Annotated in this window: 21 protein-coding genes; 7 read left to right on the top strand and 14 right to left on the bottom strand. The window is 61.7% G+C overall.

Annotated features, from left to right (window positions below; genetic code table 11):
• The first annotated feature begins 1,117 nt into the window (after positions 1-1,117).
• Positions 1,118-3,094, top strand: a complete 1,977-nt coding sequence (locus QF043_RS25520) for a pilus assembly protein TadG-related protein (RefSeq protein ID WP_307420625.1) — start codon at positions 1,118-1,120, stop codon at positions 3,092-3,094.
• Here the strand turns inward: QF043_RS25520 and QF043_RS25515 are convergent.
• Positions 3,091-5,820 (bottom strand): ATP-binding protein, encoded by a 2,730-nt coding sequence (locus tag QF043_RS25515; RefSeq protein WP_307420624.1) that lies wholly within the window; start codon positions 5,818-5,820, stop codon positions 3,091-3,093. The two genes, QF043_RS25520 and QF043_RS25515, sit on opposite strands and share 4 nt — an antisense overlap.
• Entirely contained in the window at positions 5,817-6,257 is a 441-nt protein-coding gene (locus QF043_RS25510) for a TadE/TadG family type IV pilus assembly protein (protein ID WP_307420623.1), read from the bottom strand. Before QF043_RS25510 ends, QF043_RS25515 begins: the two co-directional genes overlap by 4 nt.
• A 72-nt stretch (positions 6,258-6,329) precedes the next feature.
• Here QF043_RS25510 and QF043_RS25505 point away from each other — a divergent pair, with 72 nt between their 5' ends.
• On the top strand, positions 6,330-6,803 hold the full coding sequence (locus QF043_RS25505) for a prepilin peptidase (protein WP_307420622.1): 474 nt from the start codon (positions 6,330-6,332) through the stop codon (positions 6,801-6,803).
• A gap of 126 nt (positions 6,804-6,929) precedes the next feature.
• Positions 6,930-7,712 carry a response regulator transcription factor gene (locus QF043_RS25500; protein WP_305457471.1) on the top strand — a complete coding sequence of 261 codons (783 nt, stop codon included), beginning with the start codon at positions 6,930-6,932 and terminating at the stop codon, positions 7,710-7,712.
• 204 nt (positions 7,713-7,916) lie between these two features.
• On the opposite strand, the gene QF043_RS25495 is transcribed toward QF043_RS25500, so the two are convergent.
• From QF043_RS25495 to cpaB, 8 genes are read right to left on the bottom strand one after another with little or no spacing between them, the layout of a single operon-like run.
• Complete coding sequence (locus tag QF043_RS25495; protein ID WP_307420620.1) at positions 7,917-8,186, bottom strand: DUF3613 domain-containing protein; 270 nt, start codon at positions 8,184-8,186, stop codon at positions 7,917-7,919.
• Positions 8,187-8,188: 2 nt separating this feature from the next.
• Complete coding sequence (locus QF043_RS25490; protein ID WP_307420619.1) at positions 8,189-8,911, bottom strand: tetratricopeptide repeat protein; 723 nt, start codon at positions 8,909-8,911, stop codon at positions 8,189-8,191.
• 10 nt (positions 8,912-8,921) lie between these two features.
• Positions 8,922-9,815 (bottom strand): type II secretion system F family protein, encoded by an 894-nt coding sequence (locus tag QF043_RS25485; protein ID WP_307420618.1) that lies wholly within the window; start codon positions 9,813-9,815, stop codon positions 8,922-8,924.
• 1 nt (position 9,816) lies between these two features.
• The gene (locus QF043_RS25480) at positions 9,817-10,698 is read right to left on the bottom strand and encodes a type II secretion system F family protein (protein ID WP_307420617.1); all 882 of its coding nucleotides are present in this window, start codon (positions 10,696-10,698) and stop codon (positions 9,817-9,819) included.
• Between the two features lie 19 nt (positions 10,699-10,717).
• On the bottom strand, positions 10,718-11,980 hold the full coding sequence (locus QF043_RS25475; protein ID WP_017136720.1) for a CpaF family protein: 1,263 nt from the start codon (positions 11,978-11,980) through the stop codon (positions 10,718-10,720).
• Positions 11,977-13,170 carry a pilus assembly protein gene (locus QF043_RS25470; protein ID WP_307420616.1) on the bottom strand — a complete coding sequence of 398 codons (1,194 nt, stop codon included), beginning with the start codon at positions 13,168-13,170 and terminating at the stop codon, positions 11,977-11,979. Before QF043_RS25470 ends, QF043_RS25475 begins: the two co-directional genes overlap by 4 nt.
• Positions 13,167-14,387, bottom strand: coding sequence for a type II and III secretion system protein family protein (locus QF043_RS25465; RefSeq protein ID WP_307420615.1), 1,221 nt, complete (start codon positions 14,385-14,387; stop codon positions 13,167-13,169). Before QF043_RS25465 ends, QF043_RS25470 begins: the two co-directional genes overlap by 4 nt.
• A 15-nt stretch (positions 14,388-14,402) precedes the next feature.
• Complete coding sequence (gene cpaB / locus QF043_RS25460) at positions 14,403-15,329, bottom strand: Flp pilus assembly protein CpaB (RefSeq protein ID WP_099488030.1); 927 nt, start codon at positions 15,327-15,329, stop codon at positions 14,403-14,405.
• A 331-nt stretch (positions 15,330-15,660) separates the two neighbouring features.
• Here cpaB and QF043_RS25455 point away from each other — a divergent pair, with 331 nt between their 5' ends.
• Positions 15,661-15,855: a Flp family type IVb pilin gene (locus tag QF043_RS25455; protein WP_307420614.1), complete on the top strand. Its 195-nt coding sequence runs from the start codon at positions 15,661-15,663 to the stop codon at positions 15,853-15,855.
• Positions 15,856-15,915: 60 nt separating this feature from the next.
• Positions 15,916-16,323 carry a response regulator gene (locus QF043_RS25450; protein ID WP_307420613.1) on the top strand — a complete coding sequence of 136 codons (408 nt, stop codon included), beginning with the start codon at positions 15,916-15,918 and terminating at the stop codon, positions 16,321-16,323.
• A gap of 817 nt (positions 16,324-17,140) precedes the next feature.
• Here the strand turns inward: QF043_RS25450 and QF043_RS25445 are convergent.
• The 4 genes from QF043_RS25445 to QF043_RS25430 all read right to left on the bottom strand — a co-directional run bounded on the left by QF043_RS25445 (position 17,141) and on the right by QF043_RS25430 (position 23,262).
• On the bottom strand, positions 17,141-18,823 hold the full coding sequence (locus QF043_RS25445; protein WP_307420612.1) for a ShlB/FhaC/HecB family hemolysin secretion/activation protein: 1,683 nt from the start codon (positions 18,821-18,823) through the stop codon (positions 17,141-17,143).
• A 183-nt stretch (positions 18,824-19,006) separates the two neighbouring features.
• Positions 19,007-20,692, bottom strand: a complete 1,686-nt coding sequence (locus tag QF043_RS25440) for a collagen-like triple helix repeat-containing protein (RefSeq protein ID WP_307420611.1) — start codon at positions 20,690-20,692, stop codon at positions 19,007-19,009.
• A 375-nt stretch (positions 20,693-21,067) separates the two neighbouring features.
• Entirely contained in the window at positions 21,068-21,916 is an 849-nt protein-coding gene (locus QF043_RS25435; protein WP_307420610.1) for a MaoC/PaaZ C-terminal domain-containing protein, read from the bottom strand.
• A gap of 2 nt (positions 21,917-21,918) precedes the next feature.
• Positions 21,919-23,262 carry a 3-oxoacyl-ACP reductase gene (locus QF043_RS25430; RefSeq protein WP_307420609.1) on the bottom strand — a complete coding sequence of 448 codons (1,344 nt, stop codon included), beginning with the start codon at positions 23,260-23,262 and terminating at the stop codon, positions 21,919-21,921.
• A 114-nt stretch (positions 23,263-23,376) separates the two neighbouring features.
• Between QF043_RS25430 and QF043_RS25425 the strand changes: the two genes are divergently transcribed.
• Complete coding sequence (locus QF043_RS25425; protein ID WP_307420608.1) at positions 23,377-24,654, top strand: acetyl-CoA C-acetyltransferase; 1,278 nt, start codon at positions 23,377-23,379, stop codon at positions 24,652-24,654.
• Positions 24,655-24,788: 134 nt separating this feature from the next.
• The gene (locus tag QF043_RS25420; RefSeq protein ID WP_017134705.1) at positions 24,789-25,685 is read left to right on the top strand and encodes a PA4780 family RIO1-like protein kinase; all 897 of its coding nucleotides are present in this window, start codon (positions 24,789-24,791) and stop codon (positions 25,683-25,685) included.
• Positions 25,686-25,725: the final 40 nt, after the last annotated feature.

The following is a 25,725-nucleotide window of genomic DNA, read 5'->3' as shown; positions in this document are numbered from 1 at the left end:
GCATAGGTATTTACACAAATATTGGCGTCTGTGGTGTTGGGCTGTTTTATCTTGGGGGCATATCCGTTATTTAGGTCACGGCGGCTTATGGTTCCGCTCTTACAGCGGGTCACTTTTGGCAAACGCCCCAAAAGTAACCAAAAGGTCTGTGCCCCACCACTCGGCACCTCGCTTAGGCTCGGTGTGCCCTCACTCCGGCTTGAATCCGTGGGCCGCCGCGATGGGCCATCCTTGGCCCAGCGCGGCTAACCCGGCGTCCTGCCGGGTTACCCACGGATTCAAGCCTGCGTTCGGCCAGCGTGGTTGACGGGGCGCCTCAGATCAAAAGCAAGATCAAAAGCAGAGCACGGCGGCCTGAAAGCCGACCTGAGTGGTTGAATCAAAAGCGAAAAGCGCATTTACATACACTGAAGAGCTGCTTTTCTGTGGGAGCTGGCTTGCCTGCGATGCAGACACCTCGGTGTGTCATGTAAACCAAGTTGATGCCATCGCAGGCAAGCCAGCTCCCACAGTTGACCGAGTATTGCTCTGCTGTTGCTGTTGCTGTTGCTGTTGCTGTTGCTGTTGCTGTTGCTGTTGCTGTTGCTGTTGCTGTTGCTGTTGCTGTTGCTCTGGCCCTTACATCCTTTTCGCTGACGAAGTCAGCGGTCTTTTGATCTGCGCTTTTGATCTTGATCTTGATCTGAAATCGCCCCGTCAAACACGATGGCCGGAATTCGACAGTGATTTGGGGGGTAAACCGGCAGGGATGCCGGTTTAGCCGCCCCGCGCCATGGATGGCGCGTGGCGGCGGCCCCCCAAATCACTGGCGGATTGCGGGCATGCCGAGCCACAGCGAGGCACCGAGTGTTGGGGCGAAGACTTTTTGGTTACTTTTGTGTCTTTACAAAAGTGACCCGCTGTAAGAGCGGAACCATAAGCCGCCGTTACCGCAGCAACGGATATGCCCCCCAACCCCCCAACCCCCCAAGCCCGTTAACGTTGTGTAGATATCGATGGCCATCGCGGGCAAACCCGCTCCCACATTTTTGATCTTCACCACCTCCAGCCCTTGTCTACACTCAATTGCATCCCAGGAGAGTAAGCGCTCGGCAACTCGCCGGCACAGGAGTGCTCGATGTCTCCCCGACTTGGTTCCAGGCAACGTGGCGCAATCGGCCTGATGGCCGCCGGCGTGTTGGCGGTGGTGCTGGCCTTTACATTGCTGATGATCGACAGCGGCCGCCTGTACCTGGAGAAGCGCAAGCTGCAAGGCGTGGCGGACACGGCGGCGCTGGAAGCCGTGAGCCGCAGCGGCACGTGCCTGAGCGGTCTGAGCGCGGCGGCGTTTGCCGGGCAGAGTGTGGCGCGCAATCATTTTGTGGTGGGCAGTGGCAATACCCTGGTGACCCAATGTGGCACCGTGACCACCGCCGCGTCGGGCCGGCGTATGTTCAGTGCCAACCCTGCGGTGTCATCGGCGATTCAAGTGGTGGTGAGCAAAACCGTGACCACCAGCGTGGCCGCCGGGGTGTGGGCGTTGTTCTCGGGCAACCCGGTAAGCCTCAATACCGTATTGACCGCGACCGCCGTGGCGGCGGTGCCTACGCCGCCTTCGGCCCAACTGACCCTCAACAGCAACCTGGCCAGCGTCAACTCGGCGAGTGCGAGCCTGTTGAACCCGCTGTTCAGTGGCTTGCTCGGCGGTAACGTCAACCTGACGGTCGCCGGGTGGAATGGTTTGCTCACTACCAATATCAGCCTGCTCAGTTACCTCAACCAACTGGCGGTCAACCTCAACGTGGCCGCCGGTAACTACACCCAGTTGCTCAACACCAACGTCACCGCCGCGCAGTTGATCCAGGCCGCGGTCACCGTGCTGACCGCCAACGGTGCAACGGCGGACGTGATCACCGCCCTGGGCAGCTTGCAAGTCGCCGCGATCAACCAGACGCCGTTGACCGTCGGGCAGATCCTGCAATTGCAGACCGGCACCACTGCTGCAGCGCTGAATGCCAACCTGCAGGTGTTTCAACTGGTCCAGGGCGTGGTGCAACTGTCCAACAGCAAAAGCGCGGCGGCGGCAACATTGCCCGTGAGCCTGCTGGGGCTGGCCAATATCACCACCCAGGTCAAAGTGATCGAACCGCCGCAGTTGTCGGCCATCGGCAACCCGGTGCTGGCAGCGGCCAACCCTACAGGGCCAAATAAAATTTACGTACGCACCGCCCAAGTGCGCACGCAAGTGACCGTGAGCTTGCCGGTATTGAGTGCGTTGTCGGGGCTGAACACGGCGGTCAACGACTTGTTGGGGCCACTGACGCCGGTGCTCGGCAGCCTGCTGAGCCTGAACCTGGTGAGCACCATCAACTCGGCCTTGTGTTTGCTGGGCGCCGGTTGCCAGCAGGCGGATTTGCTGGTGCTGCCCGGCAACCTGCCGATTAACGTCGTGCTGGATGCCGGCGCCGCGAGCAGTTACGTCACCGCCTACAGTTGCCCGACCGGCAACGCCGGCACCAAGAGCCTGACGGCGTACACCACCACCTCGTTGGCGTCGTTGAATGTGGGCAGTATCACCCATGCGTTTTCCACCACCTTACCGATGACGGTAGCGCCGTTGCCGCTGATCGATATTGGCACCAAGACCTGCCATAAGATTCTCGGCATCGGCAGCTGTGATCCGCGCGTGCCGTTTGCCGGTGGGGGTATTGGGATCAAGGTGCAAAGCCCGATTGCGGCAAGTAATCAAACCCTGGTGTTCTCCAGTACTACGCCATTTGCCACACCACCGAATGTGGGGCTTACGCCGACCTACAAGGCCGCGACGCCGGCCACCAATGTGGTGAGCAGCCTTTCAACCACACTCAATGGCGTGGGCATCACGGCGTACCAACCGTCCGGAGCAAGCCCGTTGGGCATTCTGGCGCCTACGGTCACAGCGTTGCTCGGTGGTGTCAGCGCCATCGTCACTCCCGTCGTGGATGGCCTGCTCGGCCCGCTGCTCAACCCGATCCTCAACAACCTGCTGAGCATGCTGGGCATCAGCCTGGTGAATGTGAACGTCGGCGCCAACCTCACCTGTGGCCAGACCGGCGAGGCCTACCTGGTGATTTAAACGTCGGTGGCCCTGGGCAGTTCCACGCAGAACCGTGCGCCGTGTTCGCCGTTGCTGACGCTCAGGCGCCCGCCCATGTTCTCGACGATGCCGTAACTCACCGACAGGCCCAACCCGGTGCCCACGCCAATCGGCTTGGTGGTAAAAAACGGCTCGAAGATGCGCTCCAGCAAGCGTGGGTCGATGCCGCCGCCGTTGTCTTCGACCCAGATGCGCACGTGGCGGCTGTCGTGTTCGGTGTGCAGGGCGATCCAGGGGCGCAGTTCGGGGTTCTTCTCGCGTTGGCTCAATAGCGCATCGCGGGCGTTGACCATCAGGTTGATCAGCACTTGCTCCAGTTGGTCGACGTAGCCTTTGACCTGCACCGGGATATCCACCTGGGTCAGGCGCACTTCAACGCCTTTGCCACGCAGGCCTTCACTGAGCAACGACAAGGTGCCCTCCAACGCCTGCGCCGGGTCGAAAGGTTGCTGCTCGACCTCCGAGCGGCGGCCGAACACGCGCATATGGTCGACCACTCGCGCCGCACGTTGCACCTGGGCGTCGATGCGCTGGAGTTTTTCGGTCAGGTAGTCGATCTGCACATCGCCATTGCTCAGGCGCTTGAGCACATTGACGATGGCCATGCGCATCACGTTCAGCGGCTGGTTGATCTCATGGGCCAGGCCGGTGGCCATTTCGCCGAGGGTGGCCATTTTTGCGCTTTGCGTGAGTTGCTGCTGGGAGCGCCGCACTTCGGTGTTGTCGCGGCCCACGGCCTGCACTTCGACCAGGGCGCCGTGCTCATCGAAAACGCCTCGGTCCGACCACACCCACCAGGCATGTTCGCGGCCGGGCAATTGCAGGCTGATTTCCGCCGTGCTCACCGGGAACTCCGGCGTCAACTGCTGGATGCGCTGCACAAACGCTTCGCGCTGTTCGGTCGACAGCCATTCACCCAGGTTCACCCCGCGCAACTGCGCAGGCTGGCACTCCAGATAATTGGCCAGCGGCGTGTTGCCGAAGGTCAGGGTCAGGTCCGGGCGATAGCGGCAGATCATCGCCGGGGAGTCTTCGACGAGGATACGGTAACGCTCCTCGCTGTCCCTGACCTGCTGGGCGGCCAGGGTCGCGTCGGTCACATCCAGCCACAGGCCGACCGCTTCGACCGGCACACCCAGATCGTCGCGCAGCAGCTTGGCTTCGTCGAGCAGCCAGTGGTAATCACCGTGTGTGTCTTGCACGCGGTAACGGCTGCGCACGCTGCCTTCACGCAGCAGTTGGCGGGTGCGCTGGAAGTACAGGTCGCGGTCGTCCGGGTGTACCCATTGCACCAGGCTGTCATGGGTGCATTCGGCGAGGGTGCGACCGAGCAAGGGCAGCAGGCTGTGACTGAAAAACACCGGCTGCAGCGCGCCATTCATATAGCGCTGCACATAGATCACCGCCGGTGAGCTGGCGATCAGGTTGTCCAGGCGGGCGCGGGCGGCGTCGGCTTGCAGCTGCTGGTTCTGGATGTCGCTGATGTCGAGCATAAAGCCGACCCAGCGCCGCTGATCACCGGCGCCCAGCACCTGGCCCTGCACGCGATACCAGGTTGGCGTGGCGCCGTCGCCACGGTTCAGGCGCACGCTGGCGAGCAAGGGTTTGCCGAGGCTTTGCAGGTCGCGCAGGCGGCTGTGCAGTTCCTGGCGGTCGGCCGGGTGGATGTGGTTCAGCCACGCCTCGAGGGGTTGCCGGGTCGGGCCGTCTTCCGGGTCGAGGTTGCGCATCAATTGGGCGGCAAGCTGGATTTCGTCGCTGGCGGGCAACAACTCAAACCAGCCCGTGCCCAACAGGCCTTGCAACGCTTCCTGGCGTTCGAGTTGTTGATGGTGGCGGTGTTCGCGCAGGCGGCTGAGCAAGGGCGCGGCGAGGGCGGCGGCGAGGTTCAGCCAGTCGCGGTCGTTGCTGTGAGGCTGGCCGCTGTAGGCGCCGCACAGCAGCCAAGCGGCGATACCTTGACCGTCGCGATAGGGCACGAGGAAACCATCGGCATTGCCGAAAATGCTGTGCAAACGCGGGTGCTCGCCGCGCCCATAGGGGGCTTGCAGGCTCAGCGGCGTGGTGCCGTTGAGGCTGTCCAGGCAGGTGCCCAGGCGCTGGCCGGTGTGCCAGAACAGCGGCGCGTCATGGTTGGCGTACTGGCTGTAAATCACCCAGCCCTGGTCTTCTTGATCGAGCAGGGCCAGGGCCACACAGGGAATACGCCAGCGCTGCGACACACTGCACAACTGTTCGTTGAACACCTCGGGCAGGCGGCTGAGGCTGCACACGCGCAGTTGCTCACTGACGCGGCTGGTCAATTGGTGGTTCTGTTCGCGCTGCTCGGCCAATTGCCGGCTGCCGAGCAAGTCGCCAATGTCTACGGCGTGCAGCAGCCAGCCATTGTCGAGGGGTTGAAGCGTGCCGCGGGTGTGCAGGATTTGCCCGGCGATCCCGTGGAAATCCAGGTCGAGGCTGTGGCGCTGCCAATCGGCGGGCACGCCTTCAACCGTCACGGCGCTGTGGGCACTCAGCAGCGCTTGCAAGTGCGGCGAGTTAACCAGTGGCGGCAACTGTGGACGCAACGTGCCGCTGAGGTCGAGCACCCGGCCTTGGCCATCCAGCTGCACATGCAACCCGGCAGACGGCGGCGCGGGCGGGTCGATTTCCAGCGCGCCATTGCGACCGAGCAGGCGCCCGAACAACGTGTCCCCCGAGGTCAAAACTGCAGGCTCGACTGGGCCTGCAATACCGTCGGCAGCTGCGGCACGGTGCCAATGCCCGGCAGGACAATAAAAGGCATCACCGCCTGCAGATTGGCCGAGGGATAGTTGATCTGCACCAACAACAGTCCACCGGTAAAGGTGGTGGTGACGTGTGTGGCTGCGTTGAATTTGTAGGCGGGAGGAATCCACCCCAGGCGGGTAGCCACCGCTGATTTGGCAGTGGCCTGTACGGCGGCGGGGTAGCCTTGCATATTGGGGTCCAGCCCTACGCTCAGGCGCACGGCTTCGGCGGTGGCCTGGTTGAACGACTGCAACAGCAGCAGCGGCAGGCTATAGCTGACCGTGCCGTAGAACACGGCAAAAAAAATCACGAACACGGCAATGAACTCGATGGCTGCCGCGCCTTTTTGCTTCTCGGGGAGGCTTGTTTTCATCACCGCGTCTACCCTGACGGCTACTACTTGATATCAGCATAGAATCAATCGGTGAAAAGGGATGTTTTTTACGTGATCCATAGCGCAGTGGTGCTGTTGTGGTTGGGGCTGTGTGCCGTGCAGGACGTTCGCCAGCGCCTGCTCGCCAATCGCCTGACGCTGGGCGCGGCGTTGCTGGCGCTGATCTACCTCGTGTGGACGGGCCACACCTGGCTGGGCGCTTCCGTCGGGCAGGGGCTGTGGGCGTTTTTTCTGGCGCTGCTGCTGACCTTGCCCGGTTACGCCCTGGGCCGCCTGGGCGCCGGTGATGTAAAGCTGCTCGCGGCCCTGGCGCTGGCCTCCAATGCCGATTACCTGCTGGGTTCATTTGTGGGGGCCGCCGTCGCCAATGTGCTATGGATTTTGGCCGCGCCAAGGCTTTGGCCGCTTATGGGTCAAGGGGTTAAAAACCATCTGGGTTATCTGGCGCCGGATCCGTCAAGAAAACTGCCGTTTGCGCCGTTTTTACTGGTGGGTTTCGCCGCCGCCTGGTTTTGGATCCATTAATCGTCTGAGGGTATTAACGCTATGTACATAGTTGGAAAGTACGTCTACGTTTAATACGTGGTTGTACAGGAAAATTCGTGGTGAAGGATTAGTCAAACTTTTGGCTTGCAATGCATGGAGTAGCGCGTGAACAAGCTTATCTCTGCAGTAAAAGTGCTCGTGGTCGACGATCAACCACTGATCGTGGAAGAGCTCTGTGAATTTCTTGAAAGCAGCGGTTTCCGCTGTGTCCCGTGTGAATCCAGCCAGCAGGCCTTGAAGCGTTTTACCGAAGACGCCGATATTGGCCTGGTACTGTGCGATCTGCATATGCCGGACATGGACGGCATCGAGTTGGTCCAGGCCCTGCAGAAGGTTGCGGGCAAGCAGCGCGCCTTTGAGGCGATCATGTTGACCGGCCGCGCGGACAAGCAGGATGTGATCAAGGCGCTGCGCGCCGGGATCGCGGATTACTACCAGAAGCCGATCAATCTCGATGAACTGCTCGAAGGTTTGCAGCGCCAGGAAGCGGCGTTGGAGGAGCGTAAGAAAGAGCTGCAACTGGGGCACTTGAACCAGAAGCTGCAATTTCTTTCCGAGTCCATCAACGACCTGTACCAGGACCTCGACAAAGCACGGCGCAGCCCGCCAGGGCATGAGGGTGACGAGGTGTCGGCCGAGGAGGCCGGGCCGCTGGAGATTCCGGCGATCTTCAACCAGCTGTCGCCACGTCAGCTGGATGTTGCGCGGCTGGTGGGCAAGGGGCAGACCAACTACCAGATCGCCTGCGAGTTGGGGATTACCGAGAACACCGTGAAGCTGTACGTGTCCCAGGTGTTGCGCCTGACGCACATGCATAACCGCACGCAGTTGGCGCTGGCGTTGTCGCCCAGCAACTCGGCGATGCGCCAGCGAGTCACTGCCCACTGATCACCTGTGGGAGCGGGCTTTCTGTGGTGAGGGAGCCTGCTGTGGTTAGGGAGCTTGCTGTGGCGAGGGAGCTTGCTCCCGTTGACTGCGCAGCAGTCTCCGGCTTTTCTGGGCGCGCTTCGCACGCCAGCGCAAGCAAGCTTGCTCGCCACAGCAAGCCCGCTCCCACAGTTGACCGAGTTCGACTTCAGCGATGTGGTGCTATCAGTTACCGCTCTGTACTGTCCCGCCTGCCTTCTGATCGAAATACTCCGGAATCGGGTGCTTGTAGCTTTCCAGCAAGCGTTGCGCCGCCAGGTCACGTTCGGCGGCGGAGGCTTTTTGCCGGGTGTTTGATGCTTCTTTCCCGCTGGACTGCAAGGTCAGCCAGCTTTCGGTCACCGCCTGCTGCGGCGATGACGGGCCGGGCTCAATGGCCATGACAGCGAGGGGCAATGCCAGCACGGCGAGGCTGGCCAGATACGGTATTTTCATGATCAATTCCTCGGGGTGCTGGCGGCATCACTCACGGTCGCCACTTGGTCTTTGGCCTTGGCGACGGGAAGGCTGGCGCCCTTGAGTTTCTCGGCGCGGGCCTGGGCGTCGGTGACTTGTTCGGGGCTCAGGTTCATTTGGCTGGCCACTTGTGCGGCCTGCTTCCAGTTGTCCTGATAGATCAGCAGGGTGACCAGGTTGATCGCCGCCAGCGGGTCGCTCTGCTTGAGCTCCATGGCGGTCATGAATTCGAAGCGCGCGTCTTCCAGGCGCAGCTGGTTGAGGTAGACCACGCCCAGGTCATTACGGATTTTTTCATCGGTCGGCGCCAGCCGCGCCGCGCGTTGCAGGTGCGCCATGGCTTGGCTGTTGTCGCCCTTGGCCGAAGCCAATTGGCCCAGGCCGTGCTCGCCTTCGGCCGCCATGCAGGTACCGATCAGGCTTTGATAAAGCCCCTGCGCCTCGGCGCGTCCGAGCAGGCGATACGCCTTGGCCTGGCGCAAGCGTACCTGGGGCAAGCTGGCCGGCAGGTTTTGCAGATTGGCCAGGCTGGCGTGCAGCTTGCCGTCGCCGGCCATTTCATCGGCCAGGTTCAGCGCCAGTTCCTGGTCAGACCCAGGCTTGGGGCAACTGCCGCCCGCCGTAAGGGCTGCCCACGGCGTTTGGCCGTTGCTGGCGCAACCCCCGAGCAGCAACAGGCTCAAACCGGCTATCAACGCTTTCATCGGGCGGTCCTCATAAGTGACTCAAGGCCCGGGAGATGCCGATGAACGCCGGCCCCCCGAGCACGATCAGCAGGGCGGGAAACAGAAACACCATCATCACCACCGACATCTTTGCCGACATCTTCGACACGAATTCCTGAATGCGTGTGAGGCGCCGGTCGTCGAGCAATTGCTTGAGCGCCAGCAGCGATTTCATCGCGCCGCCGCCTTGCTGCACCAGTTGCTGGAGGATGGTGCAGGTGTCGGTGAATTCATCCACGGCCAGTATTCGCGCGGTCTTGCCCAGCTCTTCGCTCAGCTCCAGGCCGGAGTCGACGCGCGTCAGGATCAGGCGCAGTTCATAAGTCAGGTCCGGCAGCAGGCGCTGCGCTTCAAGGCTTAGCACGCGCAGCGCTTGTTCCACCGCCATGCCGGACTCGAAGAGGATGCGCAGCAGCGGAATGAAGGTCGATACCTCACGGGAAATGCGCTGCTGACGGGCCTTGGCGGCCCAGGCCAGGATGCGCTTGGGCAACAGGTAGCCGATACCCAAACCGATTGCGGGCGCCAGCCACGGCGAGGCCGTGTGGGGAAACAGCACCTGCTGGCCCACCAGCACCACGCCCAGCGTCAACAACGGCGTGCCGACCTGCAGGGCGGCGAACATGGAGCGTTGGCTGGCCTGGCGCCAACCGACGCGACTGAGCAGCAGCTGGGTTTCGTTGTCCAGGCTGACTGAGCGTTGCGCGATAGGGCTGTTGCCCAATTGGCGCATCAACGTATTGAGCGTGCGTTCACGGCCCATCTGGCCCTGCAAGCGCTGGGCGACCAGGCGCTGGCCGCGCCGGTGTTTGAGCAGGTTGGCCAGCACCAGCGCCAGGGCGGCCAGGAGCATTACGGCGCTGATCAGTAGTGGGATAGCCATCTCATACGCTCCGCAGCATGCGCCACAAGGTGAAGCAGCCCAGCAGTTGCATGCCGAGTGCCACGAACAACAGCATGCGCCCGGTGCCGTCGTTCCACATGGTCATCAGGTAAGCCGGGTTCACCGCCAGGAAGTAGCCGATCATCGAAATCGGCATTGCGCCGAGCACGTAGGCGGTCACGCGGGTTTCGCCGGTCAGGGCGCGTAACTGGCGGGCGGCCTGCTCGCGCTCGCGGATCATCTTGATCAGGTTTTCCAGCAGTTCGCTGGCGTTGCCGCCATAGCGATGGTTGATCTTCAAGCCCAGTGCGAACAGGCGAAACTCATCACGCTCGTAGAATTCGGCAAAGTCGTGGGTCGACTCCGGCAGGCTTACGCCCAGCTGCACGTTGCGCTGGATGCGGCCCATGGCCTGTTTCAGTGGGTCTTCGGTGATCTCGATACCGCCGAGCACCGAGTCGGCCAGGGTGCGCCCGGCCTTGAGGCTGCGCACGGTGTGGTCGAGCAATTGCGGCAGCTGTTCGATCATGCGCTTGATGCGCCGTTGGTAGCGCCAGGCAATGTACAGGCGCAGCAGCAACGGCGGCAGCACCAGCATCACCAGCAGCCCGAGCCAGCCGGCCACCAGCAGTCCCAACGCCACGCCCAAGGCCCAGATCGCCAGCCACAGGCCCAGGCTGTCCGTGGGTTTGCCCAGGCCTGCGCGCAGGAACATCCGTTCCACGCCACTCCACTGGTTGGCTTCTTCGCCGAGCTGCGGCTGGCCCTCGGCGAGCCGGCTCAGTACCCGTTCGGTCTGGGCACGGCGCAGGCCGTTCTGAAAGGAGCGGACCGACAGACCGATCAGGATCAGGCAGATGAGTAGCAGAATGGCCCCTGTCATGGTCATGTCCCTTTCAAGGCTAAGCCGGTTCGCGGCGCAGTTTATCGCCGGCGGGGTTGACCGCTTCGCGCAAGAAGCCGAAGCCGGTGCGCCGGTCATGGCGGAACAGGGTATTGGTCACGTACACGTCTTCGCGGATACCCACCACCTCAACCACTTCGCTGACGCAACGACGCCCGTCCGGCAAACGGGTCAACTGGATCACCACATCGAGCGCCGCGCAGATCATTTGCCGCAGGGTTTTCTCCGCCACCACGCGGCCGGTCAAACCCACCAGGGTTTCCAGACGCAGCAGCGCGTCGGCGGCGTTGTTGGCGTGCACGGTACTCATGGAACCGTCGTGGCCGGTGTTCATGGCGGTGAGTACGTCGAGCACTTCCACGCCACGGATCTCGCCAAGGATGATGCGGTCGGGGCGCATCCGCAGGGCGTTGCGGATCAGGTCGCTGGCCTTGACCTCGCCGTGGCCCTCGGCATTCGGCGGACGGGTTTCCAGGCGCACCACGTGGGGGTGGCCCAGTTGCAGCTCGGCCACGTCTTCGATGGTGACCAGGCGTTCATGGGGGTTGATCAGTTGGCTGAGAATATTCAGCAGCGTGGTTTTACCGGTGCCGGTACCGCCGCTGATCAGGATATTGCAGCGCTTGCCCACGGCTTCCTGGAAGAAGTCGAAAATGTTCTGGTCGATGGTCTGCATTGCCACCAGGTCGCTGCTTTTGAGCATGTCCTTGCGGAACTTACGAATCGACAGGCACGGCCCGTCCAGGGCAATCGGCGGGATGATCGCATTGACCCGGCTGCCATCCGGCAGGCGCGCATCGACCATCGGCGACGACTCATCCAGGCGCCGCCCCAGCGGTGCGAGGATGCGTTGCATCACGCGTTCAACGTGGTGCGAATCGATAAAGCGCAGGTCGCTTTGATGCAGCAAGCCGTCACGTTCGATAAATACCCGGTGCGGGCCGTTGACCAGGATTTCGGTTACGGACGGGTCGCGCAGCAACACTTCCAGCGGGCCAAAACCGGTCAGCTCATCGACGATCTCTTCGGCCAGGCGTTCCATCTCATACCGGGAAATCGCCAGGTGCATGCGGTTGATGTATTCGGCTACTTTGTCGATGACAAACTGCGCCAACAGCGGGCGTGAACCCTCCAGCAAATTTTTCCCCGACTCCTCGATGGCATCGATGATGTAGCGATGCAGCACCAGCTTGAGCCCGTCGTGGTCAGTGTTGCCACCCAGGCCGCGGGCGGGGGCGCCGAAGAGTTTTTCACCGTTCATTTTCCAGCCCTCAGCAGGCGTTCAAACCAGGTGTGCGAGGGTTGCTTCATGCCTTCGGAGCGCTTTGCCAGGCGCTCGCCCAAGGCTTTGAGGTTGTGGGTCAGGGTTTCGCGCGGGGCCAGGGCGAACAGGGTTTGCCCTTGGTTTTTGGCATTCAGGCGCACCTCCGCGCTCAGCGGCAGCACCGCGATCACCTCCAGGCCATAGCTTTTGCTCAGGGCTTCGGCGTCGGGGGCGCAGCCTTTGATGTAGCGGTCGACCAGCAGCTTGGCGTGTTCCAGCTTCATGCCTTTTTCGCGCCACTGGTTCAGCACGCCGAGGTTGCGACGGCAGTCCAGCACGCTCTGATCGGTGCACCACAGCAGCTTGTCGCAATGGCTGACAAAGGTGCGCAGCGCTTCGCTGTCGGGCTGGCCGGCGAGGTTCACCACGATGTGCTGGAAGTGTTGGCGCAAGGCACTGAGCAGCATGTACAGCTCGGCGGCGCTGGTCTGTTCCAGAGGCTCGTCGTTGGGAGCGTAGGCGAGAATGCGCAGGCCGTCTTCAGCGCAGGTAAACGCGCTGTTGATCAAGGTGGTGTCCAGACGCCTGAGATGGCGCAAGGCGTCGCCGAAATTGAACGAGCTTTCCAGCCCCAGCAACGCCAGGCTGTCACCGCGCGGCAGGCCCAGGTCGAGCAACAACGTTTGCTGGCTGCTCTTTTGCACCACCAGCGCCAAGTGGCTGGTCAGCAGCGCGCCGTCGGCGTTGCTTTGGGTGCCGTAGAGCACGGTGAGGCCACCCAGTTGAGTGTTGGTGGTCACCGGCGGCAGGCGTTTGCTCAAGCGGCGTACCAGCCCGGCGACCTCGCTGGAGCGTGAGCCATAGGCGACAAAATCGCGGGCGCCGGCGCGCATGGCGTTGAGCACCAACTGGTTGTCCATGCCATCGCCGAGGGCGACGATGGCGAGCATCGGTTTGGCCTCCAGCGCGCCTTCGATCAGCGCGCTTTGGGCCACCACGTGTTCGCGGTCGAGGCCGATAAACACCAGGTTGGCGAAGGTCACGTCCACCAGCGCGAGCAACTCGTCGAGGGTGCCGCTGCCGGCACTGACCACTTGGCCAAGCGGTGCCAGCGCGCCCTGCAGCCATTCCAGGTCGGTGGTGTTGCGGGTGATTGCCAGAAACGTCTGGCTCAGACTATCGCTCATTGAGACAACCCATTGAGTCGGTCGAAATTGCCGTTTTCCATGAAGTACAGGCGGTACCAGTTCGGGTCATAGGTGCGCAGCTTCTCGCCGGGCAACGATGGCAGTTGGGCATTGGCGGCCAGCGGCTGCACCAGGTGCGGGGTGACGATCATCAGCAGCTCTTTGTCCTGGCGGTTGACCGAGGAATCGCGAAAGAACGCGCCGAGAATCGGGATATCGCCCAAGCCTGGAAACTTGCTGATAGTGGTGGTGTTGGTGCTGCTGATCAGGCCGCTGATCACGAAGCTTTCGCCGTCAGCCAGTGACACGCTGGTGTCGGTGCGACGGATGGTCAGCGCCGGTACCTGGATGCCTTGGATGGTCACGGAGTTGCTGTAGTCCAGTTCGCTGACTTCCGGCGCCACCTTGAGAGAAATACGGTTACGGTCGATCACCGTCGGCGTGAGTGTCAGGCGAATACCGAATTCCTTGTACTCGATCGAGATGTTGTTGCTGGCGCTGCTGGGTACCGGGATCGGCACTTCGCCGCCGGCCAGGAACGTCGCGCTTTGCCCGCTCAACGCCACCAGGCTTGGGCGGGCCAGGGTGTAGGCAAAACCACTGCTTTCCAGAGCGTTGATCATGGCGGAGACACGCCCGCCACCGAAGCCGATATTGAAGTTACTGTCGCTCACCGGCAGTCGAAAGGTGCCGGCAGTCGGGGATACCAGTTTAGGGCTGCCGAGGAAAAAGTTGCTGCCGATGCCGAGGATCTTGGTGCTGGCTTCCTTGAGTTTGGAGCGGCTGACTTCGACGAAGCGGATGTCGGTCTGCACCTGGCTGGGCAGCGTCGGGTCGTCCGACGGCGACAACGACAGGCTGGTCAATGCCGAGGTGGCCTTGCCTTTGACGAACACCATGCTCTGGCGCGGCGTGTTCGAACAGGCCGTCCACACCATCAGGCTGGTGGTGCCGGAGGCGATGCCGGTGAGCAGGAAGCCGCGATCACCGTTCAGATGTACATCGGCGATTTTCGGGTCGCCAATGGCCAGGCGCGTGATAGCGACGGGGGATTGCAGTTCCTGTTGCAGCCCCTCGCCGACGGAGAGCGCGGCGGGTAGCTGGCCCAGGCTGCCACAGTTGCCCGGGGCGGCTGCAACGAGCCCCACAGACAAGGTCGACAGCATCAGGGCACAGACGATTTTCAGCGTGAACACCGGTGCGAAACGTCGGTTCATGCACAGCATCCTTGTTCAGTCGGGCGTTTGTTGGGTGGCTTGATTGCCGCGTATCACCTCGACACCGGTGCGGCGCGCGGGGCCACCCTGGGCGACTTTTTTGGGCGCCTGGACGAAGGCCAGTTGGGTGAATTGGTAGAGGTCGCGGTTGGCGCTTTGCAGCTTGCCCGGTGCATCGCTTTCACCGGCCCAGTAGTGGCTCAGCAAGCGCTCATCGGCGCTGCGCACGGCCAGGCGCAAAGTGCCGGCCTGGGTCGCCAGCATCAGTTGGCTCAGCAGTTGTTCGGGCACCGCCAGCACCACGGTGCGGGAGGGCGCGTGCCGTTGGGCTTTTTCTTCGGCGGTCATTGCCGGCGGTGAAGCGGGAACGCCGTCGTTGGTCAGGCCCATTTGATCGCCGACGCTGAGCAGGCGCATGGCGGGGATCACCACTTGGGCGGATTGTTCGACGTTGGCGACGTCCTGGCGCAGGTACAGCAGCACGTCCACATAGTCGCCAGGGCTCAACTGGCCGGCAGCGCCAATCACTTCATCCACGGCCACCGCCAGCGCGCGTTCGTTTGGGCGAATCATCCGTGCCAGTGGGCCACCGGGGCTGAAGCTTTCGTCGTTGAGCCAGGTGCCGGCCTGCAGGGCGCGCCACGGTGTGCGGCCGATGGCCTGGTCCACGCTGGTCATGCTGCCCGCTGGCGCCGTGCGCAGTTTTTCGATGCTCAGGTCGGCGGCGGTCAGGGCAATAAAGGGCGGGACATCGTGGGCCAGTACCACCACCGATTGGCGGGTCTGGTCCTCGACCACGGCGACGGCTTTTTCGACGGGTGCGGTTGGCGGCGGTGGCGGCGCCGGGGCAGGTTCGCGACTGAGCACCAACCCCCAGTAACCGGCAAACAGCGCACCGACCAAAAGCACACCGGCCAGTACCATGCTCAGACGCGTGTTCATGACGGCTCTCCTTTTCCTGTTGGACTAAAACCCGTCGATCCGAACAGGCTAATTCCGCAACCTGGCTGCTATGAACAGTGACTAACTATTTCGCTATTTGAAGGTAGTTCAGCTAGGACAAAATGCCATTACTGACAGAAAGATTTCTTCGCGGCGAGCCTCGATTGCCTTGAAAACAAGGGATTCAGGCGCCAGCAAAATGACCACTACTTTGTGATTAATCAGTTCTTACAGTTGTGAGGTCGGGGTTTGTTGACAATGCTCAGGTGGCACATGGCAATTACTGTGCAGCACCGAGTTAGGGCGTCTGGTCGCCCAAAGGAGTAGTACGATGATTCTCGAACTGTTGATTAAACTCCATGTTCAACTTCAGCTACTTTTTCATCGCAAAGAAGGCGCGACCGCGATTGAATATCTGATTCTGGTGGCGATTGTAGCGTTGGTGATACTGGCAGCCGGGACCACGCTGGGGCCTCAGATTACGGCCTTCTTTGACAGGATTGAGGCGGCGATTACCGCGACGTGAATTTGAGAAGGCCTGCTGTTGAGTTCAGACGGTTTTGATTGGTGACAGCAGGTAGTGCCCATGAATGCTGCAGCCGCACCTTTGCGTCAACAAATCCTGTTGGTGGACGACGAAGAAGATGCCCTCGTAGAACTGGCGGAGTCGCTGGAGAACGAGGGCTTCGTTTGTTTTACCGCTACCTCGGTCACGTTCGCTTTGCAGGAGCTGACCCTGCACCCTGACATTGCCCTGGTCATCACTGACCTGCGCATGCCAGAGGAAAGTGGCATCTCCCTGATCAAGCGCTTGCGCGAACACACCGATCGCCAACACCTGCCGGTGATCGTGATGTCCGGCCATGCCGAGATGGATGATGTGAGCGACATGCTGCGCTTGCAGGTGCTGGATCTGTTTCGCAAGCCCATTTATCTGGTGCGGTTGATTGATACGCTTAACAGTCTTTTTCCTCAGCAGAAAGCTCGGTTGTAGCGGGGGGTATTGAGTACATATCCGTTGCTGCGGTAACGGCGGCCTATGGTGCCGCTCTTACAGCGGGTCACTTTTGGCAAACGCCCCAAAAGTAACCAAAAGGTCTGTGCCCCACCACTCGGTGCCTCGCCTAGGCTCGGCATGCCCTCACTCCGGCTTGAATCCGTGGGCCGCCGCGATGGGCCATCCTTGGCCCAGCGCGGCTAACCCGGCGTCCTGCCGGGTTACCCACGGATTCAAGCCTGCGTTCGGCCATCGTGGTTGACGGGGCGCCTGAGATCAAAAGCAAGATCAAAAGCAGAGCACGGCGGCCTGAAAGCCGACCTGAGTGGTTGAAGCAAAAGCCAGATCAAGTGCAAAGCAAAAGCCTATGTACCTGATGCAACGCGGTCTAAATGTGGGAGCGGGCTTGCTCGCGAATGCGGTGTGTCAGTTATAGATGAATTGACTGACCCACCGCATTCGCGAGCAAGCCCGCTCCCACAGTTGACCGCATGCAGTTTTGAATATGAGGTCGACTGCAGATTTGCATGCACTGAAGAGCTGCTTTTCTGTGGGAGCTGGCTTGCCTCCTTTTCGCTGGCGAAGTCAGCGGTCTTTTGATCTGCGCTTTTGATCTTGATCTGAAATCGCCCCCCCCAAATCACTGGCGGATTGCGGGCATGCCGAGCCACAGCGAGGCACCGAGGGTTGGGGCGAGGGCCTTTTGCTTACTTTTTGCTGGGCCGGCATTCCGGTCCTTCGAAAAGTGAGTCGCTGTAAGAGCGAAACCATAGGCGGCCGTTACCGCAGCAACGGATATGTACTCCGCAGCCCCTCACAACTGATAACTGAAACTCAAGGTATACCGCGGCCGCCGGTTAAAGCTGTCCAGGGCGATGTCCGACATCGGTTTGGCCGCTTCCAGGGCGATGTTGTAGTACTTGTTATCGCCAAAGCGCAGGCCCACGGCCGCCGAGGACATGTCGTTGCCTTTGACCGGCAGCTCGTTGAACCAGGTCTTGGCGCGATCAAGCACCACATAGGGTTGCAGGATCTTTACCCAGTCGCCCGCGCGGTTGAAGCTGTAGTTGACCTCATACGCCACGCCCCAGCCCTTGTCGCCCGAAGCTTGATCATCGGGGTAGCCGCGGCCGAAGTTCTGCCCGCCGAAGGTGGCGCGCTCGCTGTCGGGCAATGTGGCGTCGCTCCAGTAGAACGCACCTGAAAGCACGCCTTGCCAGTTGTCGAAGAACTTGTCGCTCTGCACCCCGGAGAGGCGCAGGCGGAAGAAGTCCAGATCAGGTTTTGCCGTGCCCAGGTCGCTGTGAGCTCTGGCGCCCAGGCCGTTGATGCCTTGGTACAGGCCGGCGCTGAGGATGCGCAATTGACGGGTGTCGGACTTGCGCCAGTCACCCTCGAACGCAAGGGCGCGCAGGTCGCTTTCGATGTCGAAACGGTTGGGGTAGCCCACCAGTTGATAGCGCGTGGTCTGGTCCACGGCATACAGGCGTGTGGCCAGGGTCAGCGATTCATTGGGTGAGGCAATCAGCGGGTGGCTGAGGCCGATGGTATAGCGGTCGATCGACTGGTGCGGCTTGAGTTCGAAGCCACCGTCCAGTTGGATATTGCTGCTGGGGTCGGCGCGATAACGCTCGGCAGCCAGTATCAATTGGCTGCCCTCGGCATTGATGAACTGGCTGTAGCCCACGCGGTAGTAATGTTCTTTGTCGTCGCCCGGCGGGAACAGGCCGCTGACGTAGAGTTGCTCGCCCATGGACGTCTGGGAATTGCTGGTGGCGGTGAGCAACGCTTGGGTGCCATTACGGTTGTTGTCGACCAGGCTCATGCTGGTGGTAAACGGCTTGCGCGAGGCCTCGATCTTCATGTGCGTGGCGCCATCGGTGGTGCCCGGCGGCGGCACTTGCGCCTGCAGGGTCACGCCGGGGATACGCCCCATCAGCGTGGTATAGCGCTCGAATGTCTTGCGTGTGAGCGGGCGCTCGGCCAGCAGTTTGTCAGCCAGCTTGTCGACGTAGGCCGAGACTGAACCGATGTCGCCGCTTTGCTCGTAATCCTTGATGTAACCCTCCACCAATACCACGCGCACCAGGCCGTTTTCGAAGGTCTGTTGCGGCAGGAACGCGTAGGACAACAGGTAGCCGTCCTGCTGGTAGCGACGCGTGATCGTGCGGGTGGCTTCGATCAGTTGCGCAAGGTTGGTCTCACGGCCAATCAACGGCGCGTAGGCCTTGGCCGTTTCGTCCAGCGGGTAGATCGTACCGCCCTCGATCTGCAGCTTGCGGATGGTGACTTTGGTGTCCATCAGCAACGGCTGTTTCTGGGTGGCGGGCGCTTGCGGCAACTGGGTCTCGGGTGGGGTCGGCCGATAAGCGTCGGCGGGGAGGTTGGGCACCGGCAGGTTGCGGATGGTGTCGTTGCTGTTGAGGAAGCTGGGAAGGGGCTCGGCCTGAACGTAGGCACTGAGGGTGAGCAATAACAACGGCGTCAACACGCGCATAGGACACTCCATGGTCAAACTGCTGCAGCGCTTCGGGCCCGCCGGGTTCTGGGACGCGGTTCGGGAGGGCGAGGTTTTTTTGATCAGACCGGCCCATAAAAAAGACGAGAGCCTTATAAGGGTCTCTCGTCTCAACCAAGCGTAGGCGCTGTAGGGGAGGCCGTCTAATCGGCCAGGTGCAATTTATTTTTTGCCGGTCAGGCCATTCAGCAAACCGCCCAGACCGCCGCTTGTGCCCGTGGTTGTGGTGCCACTGCCCGCTGTGCTGGCGCCGGTGCCGCCGGTGAGGCCGCCGAGCAAACCACCGCCACTGCCACTGGTACCACCGGTGACCAAGCCACCTACCGAGCCTACGGTGTTGCCGACTGTGGTGACGGTGGTGCCTACCGCGTTGGTGACTGGGTTGGCATTGGCGGCGGTCAGGTTGGTGCCGAGACTGCTCACCGCACCGCCGACTTGGGTTAGCACGCCGTTGACTGGGGCGCCGACGCCTGTGGTGGTGCCGACGTTTTGGGTCAGGGTGGCCACACCGGACGTTACCGGATTAAGCGCCGCGCCGACGTTAGTGGCCAAGCCTGCGACCGGCGCCGTGGCGGCGGTGTTGGCGACGCCAGTGCCACCGATAACCGTGCCGAGCGAGGCGACAGTGTTGCCCACTGCGCCACCGGTGACACCGGCAGCACTCACCGTGCCGTTGGTGTTGCCGGCATTCAGGCCGTTACCCACGTTGGCCACCAGGCCGCCGACCAACTCCGGTATACCGGGCGCCGCGGCGCCGCTGGCTGGATCCACATAGCCGCCGGATTTATCGAGGGTGCCGCCTACGCCCGTCAGAGCGCTGCCGACGATGGTGGTAATAGGGTTGCCGGTACCGCCAGCACTGGCGACTTGAGTACCCACGCCGGTGACGGTACTACCGACTTTATCCAGCAGCCCATTCACAGGGTTGCCCAGGCTGGTGGCCTTGCCGAGGTTGCCGGTGGTGTTTTCCACCAGCGACACCACAGGCACCAGTACTTTGCCGCCCACTGTGTTGGTTAACGAACCCAATGGGCCAGTGGTGCTGGCCGTGCTGACGGTATTGCCGAGCATGGTGACGGTCTCGCCGACTTTATCCACAACACCACCTACCGTACCGCCTACGCCACCGGTCAAGCCGCCCACCACGGGCACGCCGCCAAGGGTGGTCGACAGCGATTTCCCAGTGGTCGACAGACCAGTGCCCAGGTCGGCGACGCCATTACCTACACCTGCGACAGTGATGCCCAGGGAGTTGCTGTTAGTGCCCAGCGAACCAAGGCCGCTGGTGACGCCGGTGCCGATGCTGGTGACCGCAGTGCCGGTGGCCGTGACCAGGCCGCCTGCCGTTGTGCCGACAACAGGCACATTGTTCAAGGTCGAACCCAGGTCACCGACTGCTGCGCCTACGTTACCGACAGTGCCGCCCAGGGTGCCGGCAATCTGGCCGGTAACCAGAGGTGTAGTGGTCGAACCTGTGCCACCGCCGGTTCCGCCACCAGTGCCACCGCCGGTTCCGCCACCTGTACCGCCGCCAGTGCCACCACCGGTTCCGCCACCTGTACCGCCGCCAGTACCACCACCGGTTCCACCGCCAGTGCCGCCGCCCAGTACCACCACCGGTTCCGCCACCTGTGCCACCGCCAGTACCACCACCGGTTCCGCCATCTGTACCGCCGCCAGTGCCACCACCGGTTCCGCCATCTGTGCCGCCGCCAGTACCGCCGCCGGTTCCGCCATCTGTGCCGCCACCAGTACCACCGCCGGTTCCACCACCTGCACCTGCACCTGCATCAGGCGAAGAGGCCGCCACACTGCTGTGATGCCCGCCACCACCGCTGCTGCAGCCACCGAGGCTCATCGCCATGACCAGGGCCAGCGCGGTACTTGCTTTCCAAAGCACTACTTGAGTTTGAGTTTTCATGATTGAGTTCCCTTGCACCTGTACAACCTTGGTTGTTTTCAAACGCTCGCTATTTCTTGGGATAGCGATACGGTTGTCCGTGTTGTCATCACAGACCCGGGCACTCTTTCGCGCAACGCTCAACTTGGTATTAACGATTTATATACACCAGGCCGTGGTCGGCTTAATGACTAATACGAAGGGTGTAATCGAGAGATGTATCAAGATGTTTATATCTTATAATTCATGGGGTTGAATAAAAAAACGGACGCCGAGGCGTCCGCTATAACTTAGGGTGTATATATACAATTAATGTGCATTTTTCAGGCGATGGGCCGCCACTTGCCGAGCATATGTTGAATATCGCCGGGGCCTTTCAATTGCAACTCTCCGCTCGAGCCTGCGGCACTGCTGAGCAATACCACTTCACTGGGCAGGCGTACCGGTTTTTTGAACTCGACTTCTATTTCTACATTGGCGGCAGGCAAATGTTCATTCAGCGCGGCCAATGTGCGCGCGGTATTCCACAGCCCATGGGCGATAGCCTGGGGAAAGCCGAACAGCTTGGCCGTCAGCGCGCTCAGGTGGATCGGGTTGTAGTCGCCGGATACCCGCGCATATTGGCGACCGATGTCGGCGGGCGCCTTCCACCGCGCGACTTCGCTGACAGTGCCGCACACGGATAAAGGCGCCTCTTGCGCTTCGCCGTCCAGCGTCACGCCTCGACACAGCATACGGCTGTCGGCTTCCCACAACAGCCCCAGCGCATCCTCCACCGTAGTCACAATGTCAAAGGTCGCCCCCTTGGCGTGGGGCTGCAAATTGTGCGCGTATACGCCAACGATCAGGTTATTCACGCCGCCCAATGGCCGGTGGATGCGGATACGATTGCTCAGGTGAATCAGTCCCAGCAGCGGAAAGGGGAAATGTTTGTCGGTGAGCAACTGCATCTGCAAACCGAACGCCAGGATATGCGGATAAGTGCCCGGCAGCACCGGGCTGTCGGCGAACCCGCAGACCTTGCGATAGGCCGCGACGTGCTCAGGGTTCACGCGTACATGGCAGCGCAGTCCGCCATCAGGCAAGGTGCTGCCGCTGATCTTGCGCTTGAGCGCCGCCCGCCAATACAGCGGCAACAGAAACGGGGTGCTGTCCAATGTCTGCCACTGCATAGTCACGCTCCCAGCAGGCTTTGCCCACACACCCGCAGCGCCTGGCCGCTGACGGCCCCGGAGCCCGGCTGTCCGAGCCAGGCGACGGCTTCAGCCACGTCTTGCGGCAAACCACCCTGGCCCAAAGAACTCATGCGCCGCCCGGCTTCACGCAGGGCGAAGGGAATGTGCGCGGTCATCTGGGTTTCGATAAAACCCGGCGCGACCGCGTTGATGCTGATGCCGCGCTCGCCCAGCAGCGGCGCCCAGGCCTGGGCCAGGCCAATCAGCCCGGCCTTGCTCGCGGCGTAGTTGGTTTGCCCGCGATTACCGGCAATCCCGCTGATCGACGCCAGCAGCACCACGCGGCCGTTGTCGTGCAGGGTGCCGCTGTCGAGCAGAGCCTTGGTCAACACTTGCGGCGCATTGAGATTGACCGCGAGTACGGCGTCCCAATATTCCGGGGTCATGTTGGCCAGGGTTTTATCGCGGGTGATGCCGGCGTTATGCACCACGATATCGATGCCGTCCGGCAGGTGTTCGATCAACTGTGTGGCGGCGTCTTCGGCGCAGATATCCAGCACCACAGTGCGCGCGCCCAGGCGAGCGGCGAGGGCTTCGAGGTCGGCCTTGGCCTGGGGCACATCCAGCACGATCACTTCGGCGCCGTCGCGTGCGAGGGTTTCGGCAATGGACGCGCCGATACCACGCGCAGCACCGGTGACCAACGCCTTGCGCCCAGCCAGCGGGCGCGTCCAGTCTTCAACCGGGGTGACGCAGGCTTGCAGGCGAATAACCTGGCCAGAGATATACGCGCTTTTCGGCGACAGGAAGAAACGCAGCGCGCCTTCCAGCTGGTCCTCGGCGCCGTCGCCCACATACAACAGTTGCAACACGCCGCCGCTGCGCAGTTCCTTGGCCAGTGAGCGGCTGAACCCTTCGAGGGCGCGTTGCGCACTGGCGGCAAACGGATCGCTGAGGCTTTCCGGCGCGCGTCCCAGAATCACCAGGTGCGCGCTGTGATCAAGATTTTTCAACAAAGGCTGAAAGAATTCGCGCAGTTGCTTGAGCTGGTCGGTGTGCTGCAAGTCGCTGGCGTCGAACACCACGGCCTTGAGCTTGGGGCCGTGGCCCGGGATCCAGGTCGACGACTCGGCGCCGTAGGTGTAAATCGCGTCGGTCAATTTGTGCGCAAACACCTGCACTTTGGCGGCCAGCGCGCCGCCGCCCAGCAGCAGTGCACCCTCTACCGGGCGCAGGCGTCCGGCCTGCCAGCGTTCCAGGCGTACCGGTGACGGCAGGCCAATGGCGGCGACCAGGCGATGGCCGAGGCTTGAGTTGGCGAAGTCGATATAACGGTCAGACATGGAACGCTCTCCGAGTGCTGGGGTTCAAACGGTGGACCATCAATAGGTGAAAGTCGTTCGATTGAGCCTAGGCTAGTCTCAAAGACTCGACCCACAACCTTCAGGGAGCTTTCCATGACTCAATTGCGCCGTGTAGCGATCATTGGCGGTAACCGCATCCCCTTCGCCCGTTCCAATGGCCCATATGCCACGGCGAGTAACCAGGCGATGCTCACCGCTGCCCTCGAAGGTTTGATCGAGCGCTACAACCTGCACGGCCTGCGCATCGGCGAGGTGGCGGCCGGGGCGGTGCTCAAGCACTCGCGCGACTTCAACCTCACCCGCGAATGCGTGCTGGGCTCGCGTCTGTCGCCGCAAACCCCGGCCTATGACATTCAGCAGGCGTGCGGCACGGGGCTGGAGGCGGCGTTGCTGGTGGCCAACAAGATTGCTCTGGGCCAGATCGAGTGTGGGATTGCCGGCGGCGTCGACACCACTTCCGATGCGCCGATCGGTGTGAATGAAGGCCTGCGCAAAATTCTGCTGCAAGCCAACCGCAGCAAGTCCATGGCGGATAAATTAAAAGTCCTGTTACAACTTCGTCCCCATCACCTTAAGCCGCAGCTGCCGCGCAATGGCGAACCGCGCACCGGCCTGTCCATGGGCCATCATTGCGAGCTGATGGCGCAGACCTGGCAGATCCCGCGCGGCGAGCAGGATCAATTGGCATTGGAAAGCCATCAGAAAATGGCTGCGTCCTACGCCGAAGGCTGGCACAACGATTTGCTCACGCCGTTCCTGGGCCTCACCCGTGACAACAACCTGCGCCCCGACCTCACCCTGGAAAAACTCGCCAGCCTTAAACCGGCGTTCGAGCGCAGTGAAAAGGGCACGCTCACTGCCGGTAACTCTACGCCGCTCACCGACGGCGCCTCCTTGGTGCTGCTGGGCAGCGAAGCCTGGGCCAAGGAGCGCGGCTTGCCGATTCTTGCTTACTTGCGTGATGGTGAAGCGGCTGCAGTGGATTTCGTCAACGGCGCCGAAGGCCTGCTCATGGCGCCGGTCTACGCGGTGCCACGCTTGCTGGCGAGAAATGGCCTGACACTGCAGGATTTTGACTACTACGAGATTCACGAGGCTTTTGCTGCACAGGTGTTGTGCACACTCAAGGCCTGGGAAGACCCGGAATATTGCAAGACCCGCCTGGGGCTGGATGCGCCGCTGGGCGCCATTGACCACAGCCGGCTCAACGTCAAAGGCAGTTCATTGGCGGCCGGGCACCCGTTTGCCGCCACGGGCGGGCGCATCGTTGCCAACCTGGCCAAACTGTTGGACGCGGCGGGCAAGGGCCGAGGGCTGATTTCGATCTGCGCCGCCGGTGGTCAGGGTGTGACGGCGATCATTGAACGCTGATTGCCGACGAAATTGGCATATTGAGTGCATTCTTCAGTGGTCAGAGGTCGGTAGCCCCTCCCACCGGCGCGCCGATTGCCGTATAACGAGTGCCATACGCGTATTTGGTAATAAAGGACCCACAATAAAAGCTGATGAAGACTCCTAAACGCATTGAACCCCTGATCGAAGACGGTCTGGTCGACGAAGTGCTGCGCCCTCTCATGAGCGGTAAAGAAGCAGCTGTTTATGTGGTGCGCTGCGGCAATGAATTGCGTTGCGCCAAGGTTTACAAGGAGGCGAATAAACGAAGTTTTCGTCAGGCATCCGAATACCAGGAAGGCCGTAAGGTCCGTAACAGCCGTCAGGCCCGGGCCATGGCCAAGGGCTCCAAGTTCGGCAAGAAAGAAACCGAAGACGCTTGGCAGAACGCTGAAGTAGCGGCGTTGTTCCGCCTCGCCGGTGCGGGCGTTCGCGTGCCTCAGCCGTTCGACTTCCTGGAAGGCGTGCTGTTGATGGAGCTGGTGGCCGACGAGTACGGCGATGCAGCGCCGCGTCTTAATGACGTCACGTTGGAGCCGGACCAGGCGCGCGAATACCACGCCTTCCTGATTTCCCAGATTGTGCTGATGCTGTGTACCGGCCTGGTGCACGGTGACCTGTCCGAGTTCAACGTACTGCTCACGCCAACCGGCCCGGTGATCATCGACCTGCCCCAGGCAGTGGATGCGGCGGGCAACAACCACGCGTTCAGCATGCTGGAGCGGGATGTGGGCAACATGGCTTCCTACTTCGGGCGTTTTGCCCCGGAGTTGAAGAAGACCAAGTACGCCAAGGAAATGTGGGCGCTATACGAAGCCGGCACCTTGCACCCGGCCAGCGTGTTGACCGGCGAGTTTGACGAGCCGGAAGAGCTGGCGGACGTGGGCGGTGTGATCCGCGAAATCGAAGCGGCGCGGCTGGATGAAGAGCGCAAGCAAGCGGTTCGGGCGGCGGATGACGCGCCACCGAGCAAGACCGCGGAAGAACCGCCGCCGCCTTGGATGCAGTGATCTCCCGGCAACTGGAGATCTAAAAATTGTAGGAGCTGGC

The organism is Pseudomonas sp. W3I7, assembly GCF_030816095.1.
Classification (GTDB): Bacteria; Pseudomonadota; Gammaproteobacteria; order Pseudomonadales; family Pseudomonadaceae; genus Aquipseudomonas; species Aquipseudomonas salomonii.
Note: the sequence above shows the minus strand (reverse complement) of the source record. Positions and strands in the feature narration are given on the sequence as shown.